Origin of the sequence: Caulobacter sp. S45 (assembly GCF_009765965.1) — a bacterium.
Taxonomy (GTDB): domain Bacteria; phylum Pseudomonadota; class Alphaproteobacteria; order Caulobacterales; family Caulobacteraceae; genus CAHJWH01.
In genome coordinates this window covers 1-21,892 of record NZ_LMUL01000008.1, presented here as the reverse complement: position 1 = coordinate 21,892, position 21,892 = coordinate 1, and the positions used below count along the sequence as shown (strand labels likewise).

General features: G+C 63.2%; 15 protein-coding genes. 8 read left to right on the top strand and 7 right to left on the bottom strand.

Features of this window, described 5'->3' with window-relative positions; all coding sequences use genetic code 11:
- Window positions 1–438: UTRA domain-containing protein (locus tag GSQ87_RS04435; protein WP_158913616.1), on the top strand; the 438-nt coding region annotated here is incomplete at its 5' end.
- Between the two features lie 590 nt (window positions 439–1,028).
- The gene (locus tag GSQ87_RS04430; protein WP_158913614.1) at window positions 1,029–2,348 is read left to right on the top strand and encodes a cation:proton antiporter; all 1,320 of its coding nucleotides are present in this window, start codon (window positions 1,029–1,031) and stop codon (window positions 2,346–2,348) included.
- Window positions 2,349–2,373: 25 nt separating this feature from the next.
- Here the strand turns inward: GSQ87_RS04430 and GSQ87_RS04425 are convergent, their stop codons facing one another.
- The 4 genes from GSQ87_RS04425 to GSQ87_RS04410 all read right to left on the bottom strand — a co-directional run bounded on the left by GSQ87_RS04425 (window position 2,374) and on the right by GSQ87_RS04410 (window position 8,333).
- Window positions 2,374–5,016 (bottom strand): glycoside hydrolase family 3 C-terminal domain-containing protein, encoded by a 2,643-nt coding sequence (locus GSQ87_RS04425; protein WP_158913611.1) that lies wholly within the window; start codon window positions 5,014–5,016, stop codon window positions 2,374–2,376.
- Window positions 5,017–5,100: 84 nt separating this feature from the next.
- The gene (locus tag GSQ87_RS04420) at window positions 5,101–6,321 is read right to left on the bottom strand and encodes a Gfo/Idh/MocA family protein (RefSeq protein WP_158913608.1); all 1,221 of its coding nucleotides are present in this window, start codon (window positions 6,319–6,321) and stop codon (window positions 5,101–5,103) included.
- Between the two features lie 110 nt (window positions 6,322–6,431).
- Complete coding sequence (locus tag GSQ87_RS22405; protein ID WP_216838997.1) at window positions 6,432–7,316, bottom strand: hypothetical protein; 885 nt, start codon at window positions 7,314–7,316, stop codon at window positions 6,432–6,434.
- Between the two features lie 42 nt (window positions 7,317–7,358).
- Window positions 7,359–8,333, bottom strand: coding sequence for a VOC family protein (locus GSQ87_RS04410; protein ID WP_254062743.1), 975 nt, complete (start codon window positions 8,331–8,333; stop codon window positions 7,359–7,361).
- Window positions 8,334–8,755: 422 nt separating this feature from the next.
- Here GSQ87_RS04410 and GSQ87_RS04405 point away from each other — a divergent pair, with 422 nt between their 5' ends.
- Window positions 8,756–10,411, top strand: a complete 1,656-nt coding sequence (locus GSQ87_RS04405) for a carboxylesterase/lipase family protein (RefSeq protein WP_158913605.1) — start codon at window positions 8,756–8,758, stop codon at window positions 10,409–10,411.
- Between the two features lie 54 nt (window positions 10,412–10,465).
- Here the strand turns inward: GSQ87_RS04405 and GSQ87_RS04400 are convergent, their stop codons facing one another.
- The gene (locus tag GSQ87_RS04400; RefSeq protein WP_254062742.1) at window positions 10,466–11,983 is read right to left on the bottom strand and encodes a tryptophan halogenase family protein; all 1,518 of its coding nucleotides are present in this window, start codon (window positions 11,981–11,983) and stop codon (window positions 10,466–10,468) included.
- 134 nt (window positions 11,984–12,117) lie between these two features.
- Window positions 12,118–15,102 (bottom strand): TonB-dependent receptor, encoded by a 2,985-nt coding sequence (locus tag GSQ87_RS04395; protein WP_216838995.1) that lies wholly within the window; start codon window positions 15,100–15,102, stop codon window positions 12,118–12,120.
- A 468-nt stretch (window positions 15,103–15,570) separates the two neighbouring features.
- On the opposite strand from GSQ87_RS04395, the gene GSQ87_RS04385 reads away from it, so the two are divergent.
- A complete protein-coding gene (locus GSQ87_RS04385; protein WP_216838994.1) occupies window positions 15,571–16,293 on the top strand; it encodes a SapC family protein in 723 nt (240 codons plus the stop codon).
- 10 nt (window positions 16,294–16,303) lie between these two features.
- Window positions 16,304–17,320: a cupin-like domain-containing protein gene (locus GSQ87_RS04380; RefSeq protein WP_158913594.1), complete on the top strand. Its 1,017-nt coding sequence runs from the start codon at window positions 16,304–16,306 to the stop codon at window positions 17,318–17,320.
- Between the two features lie 16 nt (window positions 17,321–17,336).
- On the opposite strand, the gene GSQ87_RS04375 is transcribed toward GSQ87_RS04380, so the two are convergent.
- Entirely contained in the window at window positions 17,337–18,350 is a 1,014-nt protein-coding gene (locus GSQ87_RS04375) for an SMP-30/gluconolactonase/LRE family protein (RefSeq protein ID WP_158913592.1), read from the bottom strand.
- Window positions 18,351–18,535: 185 nt separating this feature from the next.
- Here GSQ87_RS04375 and GSQ87_RS04370 point away from each other — a divergent pair, with 185 nt between their 5' ends.
- The 3 genes from GSQ87_RS04370 to GSQ87_RS04360 all read left to right on the top strand — a co-directional run.
- On the top strand, window positions 18,536–21,160 hold the full coding sequence (locus GSQ87_RS04370; protein ID WP_254062741.1) for a glycoside hydrolase family 9 protein: 2,625 nt from the start codon (window positions 18,536–18,538) through the stop codon (window positions 21,158–21,160).
- A 403-nt stretch (window positions 21,161–21,563) separates the two neighbouring features.
- Window positions 21,564–21,692 carry a hypothetical protein gene (locus GSQ87_RS22930; protein ID WP_256375868.1) on the top strand — a complete coding sequence of 43 codons (129 nt, stop codon included), beginning with the start codon at window positions 21,564–21,566 and terminating at the stop codon, window positions 21,690–21,692.
- A gap of 39 nt (window positions 21,693–21,731) precedes the next feature.
- The coding region (locus GSQ87_RS04360) for a GntR family transcriptional regulator (RefSeq protein WP_158913618.1) at window positions 21,732–21,892 on the top strand (161 nt) is incomplete at its 3' end.

Here is a 21,892-nt window from a genome sequence, read left to right as displayed (position 1 = left end):
GGCGAGACCTACGCCTTCCGCCTAGTCTCGCGGCGCGTACGCGCGCCACGCACCAAACAGCCCGACGAGGTCCAGTTGGCGGCGGGAGGCCAGCTGCTGGAGGTCGAGGGAGTGCACGACGCCGGCGGCCGCCCCTTCGCCCTGGAGCGGCGCCTGGTGAGCGTGGCTGCGGCGCCCGGCATTCTCGATGCCGACTTTGCTGAGGCCCCTCCTGGCGCCTGGCTGCTCGAACACGTCGCTTGGACCGAAGCAGAAAGCCGCATCAGCGCCATCAACGCCGACCCCGAAACCGCTCGCCTCTTGGATCTGGAGGAGCGGGCGGCCTGCTTGGTGATTGACCGACGCACTTGGAGGGACGGAGAAAACGTCACTCGGGTGCGGCTCCAGTTCTCCGGCGAGACCTACGATCTGGTGGCCCGCTTCGGGCCGGGCGCGTGATTCCGGCGCAAGCAGCTACGAGCTGGGATCTTGTTGGGCCGCTCGGCCAGCCGGAAGAGGGGGCGGCGACGGCGCTGTTTCTCGCCTCCGGCGCCAGCTTCATCCGGCGCTGACAACCTAAGTCGCCTTCGGCGCGGGCAGGCCGCCCTGGCTGGCGGTAAAATTCCGGCTTAGGCGACCGCCGTGTTGCGTTGCTTTTGAACGAGCATGCCCAGCACCTCGCCCTCGTGGTCGACCGCGCCATAGTCACATGCGCTTGCCGCCGATCTCCACCACTATCTCGTCCAGACGCGAGCAACCGCCAAGGGACTGTCAGCACCGCCCTGGGAGAGTGTTTCCTTACTTAGCGATCTTGGCCGCTTCATTTTTCAGGGTACGGTAGCGCAAGCATCTTGCATGTCGTCAAGTCAATTTTGGGAAATTATCCGCGAGGCGTATTGGTAAGCTTATCCACGCAGAAACGCGGGAGGTATGGGCCGGTCGAAGCGTCGTATTTGCTTCGAAAATCCAGCATCTTTCTCATCGCCACGTTTGCGCCGCCGGCATAGCTCCGATAGGCTGCCTTCGGGTAAAAAAACATCCGGCCTTCAATGAAACCTGAACAAATCAGCGCCTGCTTTTTCCTGCAGATGCTTGTCATCATCGCCGTATCGCGTGTGGTCGGTTGGGTGGGGAAGCGATTTCTCGGTCAGCCGCAGGTCGTGGGCGAGATGATCGCCGGGGTCCTGCTTGGGCCGTCCCTGTTCGGCGCTGTGGCGCCGGGCTTTCAGGATGCGCTTTTTCCCAAGGCGTCCAGGGACATCCTGTATGTCGGCGCCCAGTTCGGCGTGGGCCTGTACATGTTCCTCGTCGGCCTGGGCTTGCGGCGGGATGGGTTCCGCGGCCATGGGCGCAGCGCGGTGGTCACCTCCCTCAGCGGCATGGCGGCTCCGTTCGCGGCGGCGCTGTTGGTCGGACCCTGGCTGCTTGGTCATGGGTTGTTCGGCAAGGGCGTGGGTCCCTTGCAGGCGGTCCTGTTCACCGGCGCCGCGATCTCGATCACCGCCTTCCCGATGCTGGCTCGGATCATCCACGAGCGCGGGTTGAGCGAGACGCCCATCGGCACGCTGTGCCTGACCGCCGGGGCGGTGGATGATGCGGGCGCCTGGATCGTCTTCGCCATCGTCCTGGCGAGCTTTGGCGGAGGCCCCTGGGTTGCGGTCAAGGCCATCGTGGGGGCGGCGGTGTTCGCCACCTTCATGATCCTGCTGGCGCCGCGTCTCCTGGCGCCGCTCGGGCGCATGGCGGAGCGAGCGGGAAAGGTTGGCCCGACGATTCTGGCCGTCGTCCTTGGGGCGTTCTTCCTGTGCGCCTCGGCCATGGACTCAATCGGCTTGCACGCAGTGTTTGGCGGCTTCCTGCTGGGGACGGCGATGCCTCGCGGCCTGCTGAGCAAGGAGCTTCGCCGTCAGCTCGAGCCGTTCACCGTCGTCATCCTGCTTCCAATGTTCTTCACCTTCTCGGGCCTGAACACGCGGCTGGGGATGGTGGGTTCCGTGGAGATGCTGTTGATCGCGGGCGCCGTGTTGGCCGTGTCGGTGATCGCCAAGGGCGGCGCCTGCTGGGCCGCGGCTCGCTTGAGCGGACAGGACAACCCGACCGCCCTGGCCATCGGTGCGCTGATGAATTCCCGTGGCTTGATGGAGCTGATCCTGATCAATCTCGGCCTGCAGCGGGGGATCATCGGGCCGCCGCTGTTTTCTGTGCTGGTGTTGATGGCGATCATGACCACGCTGATGGCCTCGCCGCTGTTCGAGCTTGCCTATGGCCGCAGGGCGCGCGCCGAAGGGACGCTCGGCGCGCTGAGGGAAGAGGAGGGCGACGACCTTCCGGCCATGATGACGGGTGGGCGGGAAGCCCCGGTCACATAGTCCGCGCCGCGCCTCGATACGGCGGTCATTCGTCGAGCTTGATCGTCCCATCGATCTTGAAGCCTGTGGTCGCGACAGGCGCAGGACCGCCCGGCTGCCCTCCGCCGACCGTCAGGACGTAGGTCCCTGACGCCACCACCCGATCGCCGGCCTCGGTGACGCTCGAAAGATCGCGCGGGTTCAGATCGAAGTGGACCGACCGCGTCTCGCCGGGCGCGAGATGCAGCCGGCTGAATGCGCGCAGCGCTCTCAGGGGCGCGCCGGGAACGGCGGGAAAGGCGAGGTAGAGCTGTGCGATCTCGTCTCCGGCGATCGCGCCGGTATTGGTGATCTCGGCGTCGACGCCCAGCATCTCCCCGGCCTTGATCGATGGATGTGACAGGGTCAGCTTGCCGTAGGCAAACCGCGTATAGCTCAGTCCGTATCCGAACGGATAAAGCGGCTTGCCGGTAAAGTAACGGTAGGTCCGTCCCTTCATCGAATAGTCTTCGAACGCCGGAAGCTGGGCGGCCGAGGTGTAGAAGGTGACGGGCAGACGGCCCGAGGGGTTGTTCGTCCCGGCCAAGGTCGCGCCGATGGCCGCGCCGCCCTGTTCGCCCGGATACCAGGCCTCCAGGATGGCGTCGGCATTGGCCTCGGCCCAGTTCACCGACAGGGCGGAGCCATTCATCAGGACCAGGGCCAGCGGCTTGCCGGTCGCCTTGACGGCCTTCATTACCTCTTCTTCCGCGGCGGGAATGTCCAGGCTGGTGCGGTCGCCACCCTTGAAGCCCGATACGTTGACCGTCATCTCCTCGCCCTCGAGCGCGGAGGTTATGCCGGCGACCGCGACGATCAGGTCGGCCTTGCGGGCGGCGGCCACCGCCCGGTCGAGCGGATCGGCCACGACCGGCGTCCAGACCAGCTTGATCACCGGTCCTTTGCTCGGCGCCTGTTCGATGCGGATGGCGTAGCGCCGGCCCTTCTCGAAACGCATCGAAGCGAGCTGGGGCGCGCGCTGCCGGTTGTCGTTCTGGACGCGCAGCACACCGTCGATCCACAGCTTCGCGTTCGCGCCAGCCAGACCGATATTGTAGTCGCCACTCTCCGGCGCGGTGACGAAACCGGTCCAGCGCGCCGACATGGTGTCGCTGTCGAGCACCGGGGTCATGTCGCGGTCGAACGAGACCACCCGGTCGATCCGCGTCAGCACAGGCGCGCCCTGGAAGCCGGTGTTGCTCCAGAACTCGACCTTGAGACCTGATTGGCCGTCGGCGGTGCTGAGTGCTGTGGTGGGAATGGCCGCGGCGCCGCGCAGGAAGTTCGTCCCCGGTTCGTAGATCACGGTCGCATTCGGGAAGGCCGCGCGGATGCCATCCAGCGCGGTCACGGGCTGGATTGGCTGGCCGTTGTAATTGCCGAGCAACACATCGACCTGATCGGCCAGGGGCCCGACGACGACGATGGTCTTCACAGACGGCCTGATCGGCAACAGGCCGTCGTTCTTGAGCAGAACCATCGATTCATCGGCGAGCTTCAAGGCCAGCGCACGATGGGCGGGCGAGTTCAGCTCGCTGTCGGGTAATTGCGCATATGGCGTCGCCGAGGGCGGATCGAACATCCCGAGCTTCATGCGCGCGGTGAACAGCCGGCGCAGCGAGGCGTCGACCACCGCCTGGCTCACCAGCCCCTGATGCATGGCGTCGAGATAGGGCAGGTAGTCCGCGGGCGCGCCCGGCGGGCTGTTGTACTGGGTGCAGTCGTTGTCGACGCGATGCTTGAGCGAGACCGCCGCCGCCTGGGCCAGCGTCTGGGTATAGTGATGACCGCGCTGAATGTCGGCCACCGCATCGCAGTCCGACACGACGTAGCCCGTGAAGCCCCATCGGTCGTGCAGGGTGTGGTCGAGCAGGAAGTCGCTGGCGCAGGCCGGCTGGCCGTCGATGCGGTTATAGGCGCACATCACCGACGCCACCTTGGCGTTCACCACTAGGTCGCGGAAGGCGGGGAGGTAGGTATCCTCCTCGTCGTGCTTGCTGACCTGGACGTCGACCTCGTGGCGCGTCGGTTCGGGGCCGCTGTGGACCGCGAAGTGCTTGGCGGTGGCGATCACGCGGTAATGGTCCGGGTCGTCGCCCTGCATGCCGACGACAAAGGCCGAGCCCATCTTGCCGGTCAGGAACGGGTCTTCGCCATAGGTTTCCTGGCCGCGTCCCCAGCGGGGATCGCGGAAGATGTTGATGTTGGGAGACCAGAAATCCAGGCCCTGGAAAATGCGGGGCGCGACGCCTGTGCGCGCCAAAAGGTTGTCCTTGACGCGCGCCTCTGTGCCGATGGCGACGCCCATCTCCTTGATGGCGGGCGGGTCGAAGGTCGCCGCCAGCCCGACAGGTTCCGGGAAGACGGTGGCGTAGCCATTGCGCGCGACGCCGTGCAGGGCCTCGCTCCACCAGTTGTAGGCCGGTATGCCGAGGCGCGGTATCGCCCGCGACTGGTTGGTGAGCTGGGTCGCCTTCTCCTCGGGCGTCATCCGCGCGATCAGGTCGTCGACCCGCTGGGCGACTGGCAGGGATGGGTCCAGATACGGCGCCTTCGCGGCCGGCTGGGCCAGGGCGTGCGGGCAGGCGACCGATATCGCCAGGACCGACGCCGTGGCGAGCGCGCGCCATTGCAAGGACTTCAGACCCATTGTTCTTCCCCGAATAGTTGCGTTATCATTTTTGAGCTTGGGATTTTGAAGCACGATTTCCGGCCGAGCCGCCCTGACGGGTGTTCAGGCTGTACTGGGCATTTCGACGACGACGGCGGGGTCGAAGGCGCGCCGGTAGCCCCAGTCCGTCGAAACGGTGGCGCCGTCTTTCGCGACCGAATCCAGAATCGCCTTCATCAGCCGCATGTCCTGGAGCCCTTCCTCGCCGGGAGAGACCATCGGCGCCTTTCCGCGCACGACATCCCCCATCCAATCCATTTCGCGTGTGAATTGGGCGGTGTTGGGCAGATGGGGTGCGAATTCCTTTTGAGCTGTGTCTTCGACGACCAGTCTATTACCGCCGTAGAGGGCGCCCGGATCGGCGATCATCTTGCCCTGATCGCAGAACACCCGAAACGCCATCGTCGCCGCGTAGGAGAATGAGGTCGATCCGTTGGCGATTGCGCCGGACGGAAAGCGGAACTGCCAGGCGATGGATTCCTCTGTGCTCTTGAAGCGCGGATCGCTCCGGTCGGTGTGCGCCCAGGCGCGAACCTCCGTCGGCTCCTCGTTCAGCAGGTAGCGCGATGCGCTGACGCCGTAGACGCCCATATCGGCCAGGGCGCCACCTCCCGACATGCCCATGTCGAGCCGCCAGGCGTCGGAAGGCTCCGTCGGGTCGGCCTGGCGCCCCATGTCGGTCACGACCAGGCGCGGGCGGCCGAGCGAGCCGGATCGGATCCGGCGCATGGCCTCCAGGCTCACGGGCTCGTAGTGGCAGCGATAGGCGATCATCAGCCGGCGATCCGCCGTCTTGGCCGCCGCGATCATCTTCTCGCAGTCGGCGATGCTGGTCGCCATCGGCTTTTCGCAGAGGACGTGCTTTCCGGCCTTCAGCGCGCGTATCGTGTATTCGGCGTGCATGGAGTTGGGCAGAACGATGTAGACGACCTGTATGCGCGGATCGTTGGCGATACGGTCATAATCGTCATACCTGTAGATCGCATCGGATGGCACGCCATACTTGGTCGCGACTTGTCGTGCTTTTTCCGGATGGCCGCTCACCAGAGCGGCTAGTCTGACGCCGCGGGCGTCGTGGAAACCCGGGATGATCTGCCCCAGCGCCAGCTTTCCCAGACCCACGACGGCGAAGCCGATCTTCTCCCGGTCAGGATAGGCGGTCCCGTCGCCTGTGGCGGCGGCGCGCGGATGTGTGGTTTGCGCACTGGCTTGGCCGGGCAATATGGTTGCCGCTCCGGCCACGCCCAGTTCGATCAGGCTGCGTCGGGACATGAGGTCCGGCATGACGTTCTTCCTCCCGTCAGGGGTTCCCCGCCCGGGATCTGTGCTCCGGTGCGAGTGGGGTTTGTGTATCACAGGCTTGCGCTAGCGCTAACATCGGGCTGAATCGCGTTTCAGCGAACCTTGCCGGCGACGTTGTCCAAGACGACGTTCGATAGCTCGGCGGTGTCCAGGGTTGTTGGCAGGTGCGAGACGAAGCCGATGCCGACATAGAAGGGCCCGTCCAGGTGCAGGGTGATCGGCGCGCCGAACTGGTGCATCGGCTCCCCCTGTTCGCTCACCCACAATGAGATTTTGTCGCCGTTTTTTTCGATGCCCAGGCGTTTGGCGTCGAGCGTGACCAAGCTGTCCGGACTGGCCCCGCCCGGCAGGCCGCCGCGGCTGCCGATGCGGTATTCCATGTCGCTGATGCGTATCCCCTTGGCCGGGCGTTGGGCCAGATGGATCATGCCGCCGCCGTGCAGGGCGACCAGCGCCTCTTTGGCGTCGTCGTCGAGGCTCTGGCGGATGATCAGGACCGCTTTGCGGTCGCCGTAACCGGCGGGATTAGGATAGGCGATATCCGCAGCCAGCGAGACATCGCCCGACATCTTCTTGAACAGGTACCGAAACTCGTCGCGCGTGTACCAGACATTATAGCCAGCCGACGTGATGGTGTATTTGCCAGCCTGATATGTCGCGTGGCCGGACGTCAGCGCCGCGCCTACGTCAGCCTGCCCATCGAACACGCCGATACGGGTGTTGCTTACGCGCGGCGCCCGGTGAAAGTCGGAAGGCGGCCCAACCTGAATGCGCGACGAGGTGCCCGGATAGGCCCAGTCCGGCGCGATCGGGGCGCCTGGCGGGCTATTGGCGGGCGAAGTCCCGGGAATGTCCTGCTCCCCCGACGCGCCTTGCGGTGCAGGGGCGGCTGCCTGGGCCAGGGTGGTGCAGGAAAACACGGCGCAGGTGGAGATCAGAAAAGCGGCTACGAGCTTTGCCAAGCTGGATTCCTCCATGGCGTCTTGATCTTCTCGATCCCGGCCTAGCCGGGCGCGGTGTCAGCGGATCGGGTCGGCCGCAGAGAAGGGGGTGCAGCAGGGCTTGCCGATGGCGTGGAACTCCATCAGTTCGGCCCGCGTCCCGTCCGGATCGAACAGGTTGAGCTGCCACTTGGCGTCGCGGCCAATCTTGGGCAACTGATCCTGCTCCTGCAAGGCGCCCTTATTCCAGATCAGGGTGTAGGCGGCCTCCGCGTTCGGTATGCCAAGGGCGAAGTGATTGAGGACGCCGAGCGTCTCCTGCTTCATGTCCGCCGGTATGCCCCTACCCTGGGGCGTGCCGACGATCATGTACTCCATCCAGTCCCGTCCATCGGGAACCTGCAATGAAATCCAGGTCGGCTTGTCATCCTTCATGCCCCCGGCCCAGTAGGGGCGGAAGCCAAGTATCTTGAGGTAAAACGTGTCCTCACGCGCGCGGTCATGAACGATGAAGCCGAAGTGGATGAGGTGGTTGGACAGGCTGTTGGGTGGAATTGATGGCGCATGGGGCGGCGGCTGTAGGAATTGGATCGTAATCCCCTCCGGGTCGCTCACGTCGAACCAGCGGCTGCCATCCGAACCGGTCTTGACTCGGGACGGCACGGCGACGCCCTTTGACGCCAGATAGGTGCGCATAGCCTCGGCGTCTGGGGTGCTGAAGGCCGCATGATCCAAGCGGTCGATCGAGTTTGCCCCCGCGGGGAGCGGCAGGACTTCCACGAATTGCTGCGGGTTGAAGTAATACCGCACCCCTTTCGGGTTCTCGGGATCCGGCAATCGTGTCGCGCCCAATTCCCGAACATAGAACACCTCGCTCTTGGCAAGGTCCGCGGCGTAGACCGCCAGGTGCGAAACCGAGGCGATCGGTGGGCGTGCCGGAGTTGCTGCGGAAGCCGGGCTCCATGCAGCCAGCGTCGCCAGGCCTATGGCCATCATGCACCATCGCTTGACGAGCGGGCGCGGGAAAGTCGGTCGGATTTCTGGCGGGCTCACGTTTCATTCCCCCTAGAAGGACCCGGCCGCTTGGCGCGGCTCAGGCACGTCCCACGGACGCTCAAGGTGACGATTTGAGCGCGGTGGGCGTCATTTTTGCTAACGCTACCAGTACGCGATTTTTTTGAAATGTCGCGAGGAAAATCAGGAGTGTGTGAGGGGTGCGTGGGCCGCGATCGCACGCATCGGACGCCGGTTAGGCGAGGGCCGACGGCCGAGGCCGCTGACTGTGCCGAATGTCAGAGGGAATTACGGTGCGACCTGCATTGATGGGGTTGTTCTTTTCGAACGAAAAGCCATGATCGCGCTAACATCGGCATGATGCTTTGCCTGTATGGTTCTTAGTCGCTCCGTTTTGAACAGAGCGTCCTGGCGATGTCGATCACGATAGACCGCTTCTCGAACGGCGGCGGGAGGATGGGATGGACTGGATATCGAAGCGCGCGGCGCCAGACCGACGATGCGTCCTGACCGGCGCTGCGGCCGCCTTGGCTGCGCCCGCCGTGTTGCGGGCTCAGACCGGTTCCGAACAGGTGATGGTGGAAACCGCCTCGGGCCGGCTTCGGGGCCAGCGGGGCGGGGGTGTCGATGTCTTCAAAGGCGTACCCTACGGCGACACGGTGTCCGGCGCCGGACGGTTCAGGCCCGCACGACCCGCGCCGGCCTGGGCCGGCGTGCGGGATGCGCTCAGTCTCGGCACGCCCTCCCTACAGCACTCGAACACCGTCTATGGCCTGAACGAACCGGCGCCCGGCGAGGACTGCCTGGTGCTGAACATCTGGGCGCCAGCGGATCGAGCGGAAAGAAGACCCGTGATGTTCTATTCGCATGGAGGCGGTTTCACCACCGGCTCCGGCGGAAGCGTCACCCAGGATGGGGCCAACCTGGCGCGGGAATACGGCGTGGTGGTGGTGTCGACCAACCATCGTCTGGGATTACTGGGCTATCTGTACCTGGAAGAACTGGGTGGCGCCGCCTATGCGGGCTCGGGCAACCAGGGCCTGTCGGATATCGTGTTGGGCCTGAAGTGGACGCGTAGGAACATCGCCGCCTTCGGGGGCGATCCCGACAACATCATGATTTTTGGAGAATCCGGAGGAGGCGCCAAGACATCCTGCCTCTACGCAATGCCGTCGGCGGCGCCCATGTTCTCCAAGGCGGCGGTGCAGAGCGGACCGGCGGTGCGGGTGGGGACGCCGGAAACGGCCGCCCGAACCACACGCATGGTGCTGGATGAACTGGGGATTGCCCCCGGCGAATGGCGCAGGCTGCTCGATGTGCCGGGGCCGGCCATCCTGGACGTGCAGGCCGCGCTCTCGAAGCGGACGGCGGGTGGCGCGCCCGGCGGCTGGCGTGGCATCGCCGATTTCCGTCCAGGCGCCTATGGCCCGATCCTGCAGCCGGACTTATTGCCGACCCATCCCTTCGACCCGGCCGCGCCCGCAGCCGCTCGCGACAAGCCACTAATCGTCGGTTGGAACGATAGCGAGGCGGCTTTTTTCGCCTTGGAATCCAAGGACTTCGCCGTCTTCTCGTTGGACGAGGCCGGTTTGCGGGCGCGGCTTGCACGCGACCTCGGCGCCCACGCCGACGAGGTGATCGCCGCCTATCGCAGCGACCGTCCCACCGCGACGCCGACCGATATCTATCTGGCGGCGCAGAGCGCCAGGGCCATGGGCGAAGGCTCGTTGCTGATCGCCGAACGCAAGGCGGCTCAGGGCGCTGCGCCCGTCTACTACTATAATCTGGCCTACCGCTCGAACCGCAAGCCGCCGGGCGTCGATCGCGAGCTGGGCGCCATGCACGCTATCGACATTCCCCTGGTGTTCGACAATGCAGCCTCGACGGACACCTTGGCGGGTAGCCGTTCCGACCGGAACGGCGTGGCCAGCACGATGAGCGCCTTCTGGACCAGCTTCGCCTATACCGGCCGCCCGGCTGCGCCGGGCTGTCCGGCTTGGAATCCTTACGACCGCGAGCGCCGCTCCACGATGGTCATCGACGTCGAATGCAGCCCAGTGGATGATCGCCACGCCGCCGAACGACTTCTGTGGGAAAGGATCGACCCCGCCGTCTAGCCAATAGGCCAGAACCTTTGTCTTAGCCGATGCGCCCCGCTTTGCGGGGGCGAGTCAGATCGTCTGCAGGCCGTGATCGATGATTTTGCGGATAAGGTCGCGGTTCTTCGGCAGGTCGGCGCGCAATCTGCGGGCCATGGCCTGGTTTTGCTCAAGCATCCTGCTTGCCGAGGCCCGTGTGCTTACATTGTCTAAAAGGTTGATCTCGGTGCGGAAGCCCATGCCATAGAGGACATACTGGTAGCTCGCCGCCGGAAATACTTCCTCAAGCCGGTCGAACTCGTCGAAGAACCAGGGAGACTGATGCTTCCATAGGCGGAGCAGCGTCTGCAACCGTTCAGGCACGCTGGCCGGATCGCGATTGTCGATCCAGAACGCGCTGTCGGTTCGCTTCGACAGCACATAGTGCAGCTTCAGGAAGTCGATGATCCGGCCCCAGCGATAGCTCGTCACCGCGTTGAAGCGCGCGGCGATGATGTCCATCACCTCGCGGCAGGCAGGCATCTGTTCGGCGATCAGCTTGGCCGACATCTCGATCAAGACGATGGCGGACGCCTCCAGGGGTTCGAGGAAACCGGCCGCCAATCCTACGGCGACGCAGTTGTTCTTCCAGAACGTCTCGCGGTGGCCGGAGCGGATCTTGATCTTGCGCACGGGCAAATCCCGGCCGGTGCCGCCCAGATAGGCGCGCAGTTCCTGTTCCGCCGCCTCGTCGCTGATGTGCCGACTCGAGAAGACATGGCCGACCCCACGTCGGCTCTGCACCCCTATGTCCCAGATCCAGCCTGCGGACTGGGCCGTGGAAATCGTGTGGGAAGCGATGGGCGCCTGTGGCTCATCGTAAGGGACCTGGATCGCCAGCGCCGTATCGCAGAACAGCACGTCGCTGCAGTCCTTGAAAGGAACGCCGAGCGCCTTGCCGAGCAGAATGGAGGAAAAGCCGGTGCAATCGACAAAGAGGTCGCCCTTGATCCCGCCAGCTTGATCGGAGACCACGCTGGTTATGTCGCCGTCGGGGGCCAGCTCCACCGAGCGCACGTCCGCCAGGATGTGGCGCACGCCGAGTTTCTCGGTGCAATGCTTTTGCAGGAAGGCGGCGAACTTACCTGCGTCCAGATGGTAGGCATAGTTGGCCACTCCCTGATACTCGGGCGTAGTGATCGTTTTCGGAGCCAAGCCCAGGTCGCACAACTCGCCCTGGGGGCATACCGTGTCGCAGAAACTGCGCGTATCCTCGTCGTCTAGCCAATGGGGCGCAAGGTTCACCTGACTGAACCCCTGCGGGGGCATCAAGGGATGATAATAACCGTCGCTGTCTTCGCCGGTGGTCCAGCGGACGAAGCGCGCACCTTGTTTGAAGGTGGCGTCGCATTGTCGGAAGAAATCGCTCTCCGCCACGCCCATCTTCTGTAAAGTCGAGCGCAGGGTCGGCCATGTACCTTCGCCAACGCCGATGATGGGGACGTTGGGAGATTCCACCAAGGTTACGGTGAACCCGGCCGTCATGCGCGCCTGATGCCGGGCGGCGATAATGCCGGCGGCGAGCCAGCCCGCCGTGCCGCCTCCGACCACGACGATATTCTGTATGGGCTTGGTCATCTGGTGGGCGCCTGACGCGGGAACTCATAATACCGCATTGGGAGTGGGAAAAATTGGGAGCCGCCGGCCAGCGCTGGCCGGCGGCTCCCCAAAACCCCGGGGAGGGGTTAGAGCCTGATATGTGCGCCCACGGTGAATTTGCGGCCGTAGGAGACCACATCCAGGAGCTGATTGGAATAGCGGCCATGAGTACTGTATCCGGAGTCGCTGAGGTTCAGCGCTTCGGCGTAGATGCTCAGATTTGAAGTTATGTCGTAGCTCGTGCTGAAGTCGACGGTCGTGTTGGAGTTTACGAAAGTAGGCTCGGTTCCGAACAGGGAATTATTCTGCTGTTGGCCGAAATGGTCGAGATAGCCGTCGCGCCAGTTGACGGCGACGCGGGCCTGGAAGCCATGCAGATCATAGAAGGCGACAAGGTTGGCCGAATCCGCCAAGCCCGTGACTGCAAACCCCGATACGGAGAGATCGTTCGGGTTGTAGGGCTTGTCCGAGCCTACCACCGTCCCGTTGGCCTGGACCCCAAAGCCGGTGGAGCCGAACACGTGCTGCGCCGCGATCTCCAGCCCATGTACGGTGGCCGCCGGACCGTTGACGTTCGTGGTGACGCTGAACTGGGCCGCCGCATTGGTGGTTGGATCGATCACCCCATTGATGGTCTGCTTGGTGGTGCCGGCGACAATGAAGTTGGTCACATGCTTTAAGAACCCGTCCAGCGAGATGTACGAATTCCGGGCGTAGTACCATTCGACGCCGAGGTCGAAGTTGTCGGACAGATAGGGCTGCAGGGTCGGATTGCCGCCCGTGGCGACCAGAGATCCCACCCGCTCGGAGGTGGCGACGTTGGTCACGGGGGTCAGGTCGGCCAGCGGTGGCCGGGTAAGCGTCCGTGAGGCGTCGAACCTGAGCTTCAGCTTGTCGGTAAGCGACAGGTTCATGTCCAGGTTCGGCAGGAAATAGGAGTAGGTCGTGCTGGTCTTGACCGGTGCGGTTGGCCCAAATCCAACCAGGAAGGCCGTGTGGTCGCCGGGCTGGACGGTCAGTGAGTTTGGCTCCTGGCCCAGGCCGGCCGAAGTGACTCGGGTGATTTCCTCGCGAAGACCAAAATTCACCAGCAAGGGCATGGTGGCGACATGCATCTTTTCAGAGAATGTCAGGAACCCCGCCCAAGTATCCTCTGAGATATTCTGGAAACCGCTTGGATTTAGTTCGGTCTGATACATGCCGCTATAGGCTGGGACAGAGGCGTAGTTGAACCCCGGAATGTTCTTTTGCTGAGGATTGCCGAGGCTTTGAAGATATTGAAGGACCTGGTAGGCGTTGAATTTCGGGATTCTCGCCGGAAGGTTTGCAGAACCGGAATATCCGGGAATGAAGCCGCTGGTGCTGAACGAGTTGGTGAAGAGACTTTGAGGCAGGGCGACCCCGGTCGGCGAGTTCGAAGCCGGCCCATATCCCGAATACGCCTGCCACTCGTTATTGGTGAAATCGTCGTAAAGGCGAAGGTGATCGTGATCTGAAACATACTGGGCGCCGAAGCGGATCTGTAGGGTGTCGTCGGTCCAGGTTCCCTGAATCTTGGCCTGGTTGACGACATCGTCGTTTTGCTGAGAGGTGATGGGCAGAACGTGGGAGCCGACCACACCCGATCCGATGAACTGGGAGGCGTTTCCATTCGGTCCCACAACGGTGGGGAAGGGCAGGCCCCCATTCAGTGAGATGCCGGGATTGTTGAGATTGGTGCACACCGTCGCGCATGAACCATAGCCGACGTCGGCGTCGAGTTCGCTGAACTGGCCGTCGGGATTCAACCACGACTCCGCACGGTCGACGTCGAAGACGAAGGTGAGGTTGCTCGTCGCATCCCACTTGGCGTTCAGGCCGTACTCGTTGTTCTGAAGCACTTCACGGTTGATCTGGGATTGAAAATCCGTGGAGGTGTTCGGTTGATTGAAGTTGACGATGGTGCCGTTGCCGTCTTGCTTGACGTTGGTGAGCTGTCCGGCGTTGAACCAGGCGCTGTAGCCGTTCTGGTCGGCAGTGACTCGCTCGCGAGAATAGTCGTCGTTCACAGTAACGAGGATGTTGTTGAGCGGGCGCCATTGCATGACGATGCGACCGTCTTCGCGGCTCGTATTGGTGAACTCCTGATAGATGCCGTAATCTTGAGGATACCACGCGTTGATGCCCGCCGCCGTCGAGGCGCCGGCCGGCGCCCCGGCGAGCTGCGAGGGAGAAATCTGGGTTCCCTCCCAGCCTTGGACGTTGACGTGGTTGCTGCGGGTCTTGTGGTCGGAATAGGCGAAGTCCGCCAGGATGCCGAATTTGTCATCGAAGAAGGTGTCGCTCATCAGCACGCCGCCGTTGGGAGTGACGTGGCCGTCCTCGGGCGAATATGTGCTCGAAACGGAGCCGACGAGGCGCGGCCCGGGGTGATCAAACGGCTTCGGATACTTGATGTTGATGGTGGCGCCGATCGCCCCCGACGAGAGGCTCGCGTCTGGCGTCTTCAACACATCGACTTCGCCGACGAAATCGGCGCCGACCGCACTGAAGTCGAACCCTCGGTTGCTGGTGCCGGTGGAGATTTGACGATCGTCGTAGAGCGTCTCGTTAAAGCTTGGGCCAAAGCCGCGTACGGTGATCTCCGTCGCGTCGCCCGTGGAGGTCGGGACGCCGCCGAGACTGGTGGCGCCGCGGCTGATGGAGACGCCGGGGATGCGTTGAATGGCGGCGGCGAGGTTGGAGTCCGGGAACTTACCGATGTCTTCCGCCGAGATCGCATCGACGATCCCGGTGGAATTGCGCTTGATGTCGAGGTTTTTTTGCAGCGATCCACGGAGGCCGGTGACCACGACTTCGCTGACGGAGTTGGCCGCCGTGGGAGGAGTGCTGCTGTCTTTGGGAGCGGCCTCGTTGTCGTTGGGTGGAGCGCCTGTTTGGGTGGCGGTTGCAAGGACGGGCGTACTCGTCTGGGCGGCCGCGGGTGCGGAAAGTGTGGCCAAAACCAGCGTCGAGACGCCGACTAGCAGGGAGCCCCGGAGCATCTGCCCCGCAACAACGCGTGTATAGCGCCGGTTATATGAAGCCTTCATCAGTGTCCTCCCACACGATCGGCAGAGGCACACGACTGCCCTCGGACGCCGAACAGCATCCGCTAGGGCCGACATCGTCGGACCTATTGCAGGCGTATCCCCCTATTGGTCCGGCTGCCGTTTTATTCGGCTACCGGGCTCTTCTTTATTGGCCAGGCTCGCTATGATAGCGCTCCCATTTTGGATTGCATCATTGGCCTGGTTGTAATGAAAAGCTAGCGCTATACGGGAAACCTGGCAAGAGCGTTGCGCCGTGTTTTTCTCGATTGTCTCAATTAAGTTTCCGGTTTGACATATGTGGGAAATCGGGTGCTTGATTGGCCTCATTTCATCGTCCGTATCCAAGGCGTCGGGGCCGAAGGCTTTCGGCTCGGCTGTCATTCGTTGTTGGCGCTCTTGTCGTTCCAGACGCCGTAAAGGCGCACGTTCAGCGCAGCGTTTTATCTTTTCGCAAAAATTGGTGACGTTATGCCGAATATTGTCCTCTTGAATGGTCTGGAGCACTCGAGTCTCACAGTCGATGCTCGTGCGTCTGCTGAGCTTGGAGATGATCAACGCTTTGTGCAGGTTGTGGCTCGGGAATTTCCACTTCTATCCATTCAGTATCCAGTTCTCATCTCGAAAGATTCGAATACGGGAAAATTCTTCTGCGGCGCGATGCTTGGCTTCGACGATAGGGAGAATCTTTTCCTGAAGGACGGGGGAGGGCATGACGGCTACCGCCCGCTAAATTTACAACGCGCGCCCTTCTACATAGCCGGTGCGGAGCTCGCCATCGACCTGGACAGCCCCAGGGTGGGCGGCGAAGAAGGGCGGTTCTTGTTCGATGAGCAGGGACGCCCCAGTGATTTTCTCAAAAGCGTCAGAGGTGTATTTCTCGAGCTGCGCCCGGGGCTTGAGATGACGCAGACCTTTATCGCTACGCTGGTGGAACTGAAGCTCGTTGCGCCTCTCGAGGTCGATCTAGCTTTCGACGACGGCACTGAGCGTGAATTGCAGGGCCTGTACACCATCGACCAGAACGCCTTGCACAGGCTCGCCGACGAGACCGTCGTGCAGTTGTTCAGAAACGGCTACATGTATCTCATCCATCTTATGATCATGTCCGTTAAGCAGATTTCCAACTTGGCGAAGCGAAAGAATGACCGGCTGCTTGGCTTCAATTCAGCCGGTTCGCCCGTTTCGATCTGAGGGGGTTGCGATGACCGGGACGGTCAGGGAGATTGGCCGGTCGGATATCGCGGCGTTGGAAGATTTCAGCCGCGATATCGTGGAGCCGTGCCAGCCTGTCGTTCTGCGCGACGTCGTCGGAGAATGGCCGGCGGTGGCGGCGGCTCGCCGATCGTCGGAGGCGTTCGGGGCTTATTTGTCGAGGTTCCAGACCAATCTGGAGGTGGAGGCCTTCTTTGGCGGTCCCGAGATCGGCGGACATTACTTCTATGGCGCGCGCCCCGACGGGTTTAATTTCGAGCGCAGGCGGATGCCGTTCGCCGATGCGCTCGCCAGTGTGCTGGACGCCAGCAGCGAGGCTGCGGCGTCGACCGTCTATATCGGTTCCGTTCCTACCGAGGCCTGTATTCCTGGCTTCGCGGCGGAGAACCCGATGGAGTGGCTTGGGCGGCGGGTCCAGCCGCGCATCTGGCTGGGCACGCGATCGAACGTGTCCTGTCACTATGACACCCTGGACAATCTCGCATGTGTCGTGGCGGGCGCGCGTCGGTTCACCCTGTTCCCGCCAGCCTTGATCGCCAGTCTCTACGTGGGGCCGATCGACCACACCATGGCGGGCCAGCCCGTGAGCCTGGCGGCTTCCGCGCCGCCCGGCGACCCCCGCTTCCCGCTTTTCGAGGCGGCGAGGGAACGGGCGTTGGTGGTGGAGCTCGGTCCTGGGGACGCCCTCTATTTGCCGAAGCTCTGGTGGCACCAGGTGGAGGCGACGGAACCGTTCAACGGACTGGTGAACTTCTGGTGGGACGCTTCCAGTTCGGGCCCAGATGCGCCTTACGCCACTCTGCTGCTGGCGATGATCGCAATCAGTGAACGCCCGGTGGAGGAGCGGAGCGCCTGGAAGGCTTTCTTCGACCACTATGTGTTCCGCAGCAACGGTCATCCGTTGGCCCATCTCCCGGAGGACCAGCACGGCATGCTTGGACGGCTCAAGCCCAACAACTATGGCCGTATCCGAGCCCGGGTGATGCAGATGCTGCGCGGCGCCTGACGGGGCGTGGGCGGTGTCAGGCGTACAGCGGTTTCTCGCCCCGGACCCTGGTCTTGAGCCGATAGATGCTGGTGGATGCGGTAATATAGAGGGTGCGCCAGTCGTCGGCGAAGGCGAGGTTGGCGGCGACTTCCGGCAACTTGATCTGGCCGAGCACGTTGCCTTGGGGCGTTATGATGCGGATGCCGCCCGGTCCGGTGGACCAGAGGTTTCCGAGCGCGTCGATCTTTAGGCCGTCCGGACCACCTTTGTCGGTGGAAGCGGGGTAGGCGATCAGGGTGCGCGCGCCGGAGAGCTTGCCGTCCGGCCTGACCTCGAACGCCTTGACGTACATCTCCTCGCCGTAATTGGAGACGTAGAGGGTCCGCCCATCGGGGGAAAAGCCGATCCCGTTCGGAAGTGTGAAATCGGTGATGATGGGAGTGAGCTTGCCATCTCGATAGCGGAAAACGGCGTTGAACGGCAGTTCCTTGGCCGGGTCCCGGTCCATTTTCGGCAGACCGAATGGCGGGTCGGTGAACCACAGCGCGCCGTCTGGGGCGAACACCAGATCGTTTGGGCTGTTGAACCGCTTGCCCTGATAGGCTGACAGGAAGTCATGGACACGCAGCGCGGCGTCCACACGCACGATCGTCCGGCCGCCTTGGCGCGCCATCAGCACCGTTCCGTCCTTGTCCGGGACCATCGCGTTGGAGCCGAGGTTCACGATGGGCCAGGGCCTGGGAAAGCCACCGGCCTGGGTCAGCAGGATCTTCGCCGTCCCGTCGGGGGCGACCGCCATCATGTTGTCGCCCCCGAGGTCGGAGAACCAGAGCCGCCCTTGCCGCCACATGGGGCCCTCGGTGAAGGTGAAGCCGGTGGCCACCCGCACAACGGGCTCGTCCGGGGCGATGAGGGCGTCCAATCGAGGGTCCAGGCGCACCACCTCCATTGGACCCGAGACCGGGCGGGCCGCTGCGCGGACCCAGGCAGGCGTCGAGGCGATTGCCGCGGCCGCGCCTGAAAGGGCCGCTCGTCGCGTGACGGTCATGGTTGAGGGTCCTTTGGTTGTATCTACCCGGTGGGTTTCTGTCGTCTGGCCCGATATGCCTGCGCCGTTCCCAACGGATCGCAAGTTTTGGCGCTGTCGATAAAAATCAAGTCTGCCGTGTCCCTCGGCAGTTGCAGACGCAATTTTATGTTACCGCAAACAATCATTCGCCGACAAGGCTTGCCGTGGAACGTGGGGTTGTATTCAATAACCTGAGAATTTTTCTCAAAAATGAAAAATATCCGGCATCGCCGGTCGGGGAAGCGGATATCCAGATGCGCAAGGGTTCAAGTCGAGCGTTGTGCGGACTGATGCTGGGCCTATCCGTCGTGGCGGGGCCTGCGTCCGCGCAGGCGGATGGTCTAAAGCTCGGCGCCGCTGGATATTATGAAGCTCCGGGCGTCAACGTCCTGGTGTTCAGCAACTGGTACGACGGCCTGTTCGCCGACGCCAAGATCAGCGGTGTCGAGCTCATCCAGCAGGGCGAGCGCACGGCCACCAATGGCGACGTGCGCCTTTCAGCGACGCCGGGTCAGTGGGACCCCATTGGCCGTCTGGTCAGCCGCACGGTGGACACCCGTACGGGCGTCATCCAAGCTACGCTCGAATATCCGGATTACGGTTTCCGCTACATCATACGCGCCACACCTCGGGGAAGCGCGGTCGTGTTGAGCGTGGAGCTTCCACAGCCGGTTCCGGCGGCCCTGGTGGGCAAGGCGGGGTTCAATCTCGAGTTCCTGCCGGCCGCCTATTTTCATAAGAGCTACATGGCCGATGGGGTGAGCGGCGGTTTCCCGATCTACCCGGCCGACGCCATAACGCTCACCGCCCAACGAAACCCCGCGAGCGGTCGCAGCGACGGACCTGGCGCCGAGCCTCAGCCCATGGCGAATGGAAACCGTTTCGTGCTCGCGCCTGAAGACCCCTCGCGCCATGTGACGGTGACATCGACGACCGGATCGATCGCGCTCTACGACGGCCGCGATCAGGCGCAGAACGGGTGGTTCGTGCTTCGCTCCCTCCTGCCGGCGGGCCGCACCGGCAAGGTGATCGAGTGGACGCTCGACGCCCACAGCACGCCGGGCTGGCTGAGGGCTCCGGTGATCGGGCATTCGCAGCTCGGCTACGCACCGGGGGAAGCCAAGGTGGCGACCATCGAGCTCGACAAGAACGATCATCGCCCGGCTGCGGTCAGGTTGATGCGCGTCGAACCTTCCGGTGCGCTTGAGACGGTCAAGGCCGGTCCGGCGGTGTCTTGGGGAAGGTATCTGCGCTACAATTATTTCCGTTTCGATTTCAGCGAAATCAAAGCGTCCGGAACCTATATCCTGCAATACGGCGATACTCGCACCGCCACCTTTCGTATAGCCAAGGATATCTACGCAGATGCCTGGCGCCCCACCAATGACGTCTATTTCCCGGTCGCTATGGACCACGTGCTGGTCAACGAAGCCTACCGGGTGTGGCATGGCGATTCGCATCGCGACGACGCGCGGCAGGCGCCGGTCAACCATGAGCATATCGACCTGTATGCCCAGGGACCGAGCACCGACGACAGGTTCGCCGGCGGCGATCATATTCCGGGTCTGAACGTCGGCGGTTGGTACGACGCGGGCGACTACGACATCAGAACCCAGAGCCAATACGCCGTGGTCCGCTCGTTGGTGGCGAGCTTCGAGGAATTCGGACTCAAACGCGACACGGTGAGTGTCGATGAGCTGCGGCGGCATGTGGAAATCCACGTGCCCGATGGCGTGCCCGACATCGTCGAGCAGATTCGCCATGGGGTGATACAGCTCGTCGCTCAATTCGACTCGGTGGGGCACGCCATCAATGGCATCGTCGAGCCCGACGTGGGCGAATATACGCATCTAGGCGACGCCGCGAGCAAGACGGATGGCCTGATCTACGATCCGAGTCTTAAGCCCGGAGAAGAGAGGGGAGGGCGTAGTGGAACGCCGGACGACCGCTGGGCCTTTACCAGCAAGTCTTCCAGTCTCAACTACGGTTCGATCGCAGCGCTCGCCGCCGCGAGCCGGGCGCTGAAGGGTTATGACGACGCGCTCGCCGCCAAGTGCATCCGCATCGCCGAGACGGTCTGGCGCGAAGAACAAGGCCATGCCCCTGACGTGTTCAGTCACGGCAATACGACCGGCGGTCCGCTCCCGTCGGAAGAGTTCGGCGCCGCGGTGGAGCTGTTGAAGACCACGCGCCTTCCAAAATACGCAGACGCCGTCGCCGCGCTCTGGCCGAAGGTTGAACCGACCTTCGCTGCAGACGCGCAGACGGCGGTTGCGGCGATCCCGTTCATGCCGGCGAGCTACCGGGAAGCTCTCGCGCCCGCCGTGCGGGCCTACCAGGTGAAGGCCCAAGCCGCCGCCTCCGCCAACCCGTTCGGTGTGCCGATCACGACGGGAGGCTGGGCCGGCGATGGCGCGGTGATGAACTATGGCTTGAACGCCTACGCCCTCCACAAGGCCTATCCGGAAATCGTAGGCCCCGACGGCGTGTTCCGTGCGGTCGGCTATCTCACGGGGGATCATCCGGGCTCCGACATCTCATTCGTGTCGGACGTCGGGACCGTCTCCAAGGAGGTCGCTTATGGCAACAACCGCGCTGATTTCACCTTTATCGCCGGTGGCGTTGTGCCGGGAGTACTGGTCATCAAGCCGGATTTTCCCGAGAACCATGAAGACTGGCCGTTCTTCTGGGGAGAGAACGAATACGTGATTCCGGAAGGTTCCAGTTGGATTCAACTCGCCAACGCCGCACAGGTCCTTTCGCAGGCGCAGGACGGCCGGGTTCAGTGAAATCGGATGTGGATGTGAAGGGACGGGGGTGTTTACAAGCTTAGGTGATGAAAGCCCTCACCTTCTTGGCCGCTTCGCAATCTGGAGGCTGCACAATAGGCGATTTCCCGGAATCCAACCGCTTGCAACAGACGGTTTGAGCCTGCCATAGTGAGTTAACCCGTCGATATCGGCCGGCGGCTCATGACGTCCGCCGTGGCGCAAGAAGCATTCCAAAAACAACGTCCTTGAATTCGGTGAGGGCGGCTCCGGTCTTTTCGACGCGCATGCGCAGAAGCGCGCCCTCCCAGCTGTTGAACATGAATCGAGCCAGCAAAGCCGCCGACACGCGATCGTCGACCGTTGCCTAGCGCTGCGCTTCAGCGATGCAGCTCTCGAAGACTTCGCTCCGGGCGTCCCATTGGTGCACGAGGTGCTCGCGTATCAGCGCGCTGTGATCGGCGGCTTCGACCCTTATCTCGGCCAGTTCGCTCCAGCGGAAGCCGCGGCGACCGGCTGGTTCCGCGAGCATATCGGCGACCCATCCGAATAATCCGAGTGGTCACGGATTCAAGCAGTCAATCCAATCCAAATTAGGAGCGCGAACCATGATCGAAGAGCACAACGCGATGTCCGTCAGCGCTGCGGACAATGGCCGCCAGGCTACCGGGTCCCGTTCGAGACCGAGCTGATGGCCGAGTATGGCTGCGCCCGGATGACGGTGAACAAGGCCATGGCCGCGCTGGTAGAAGC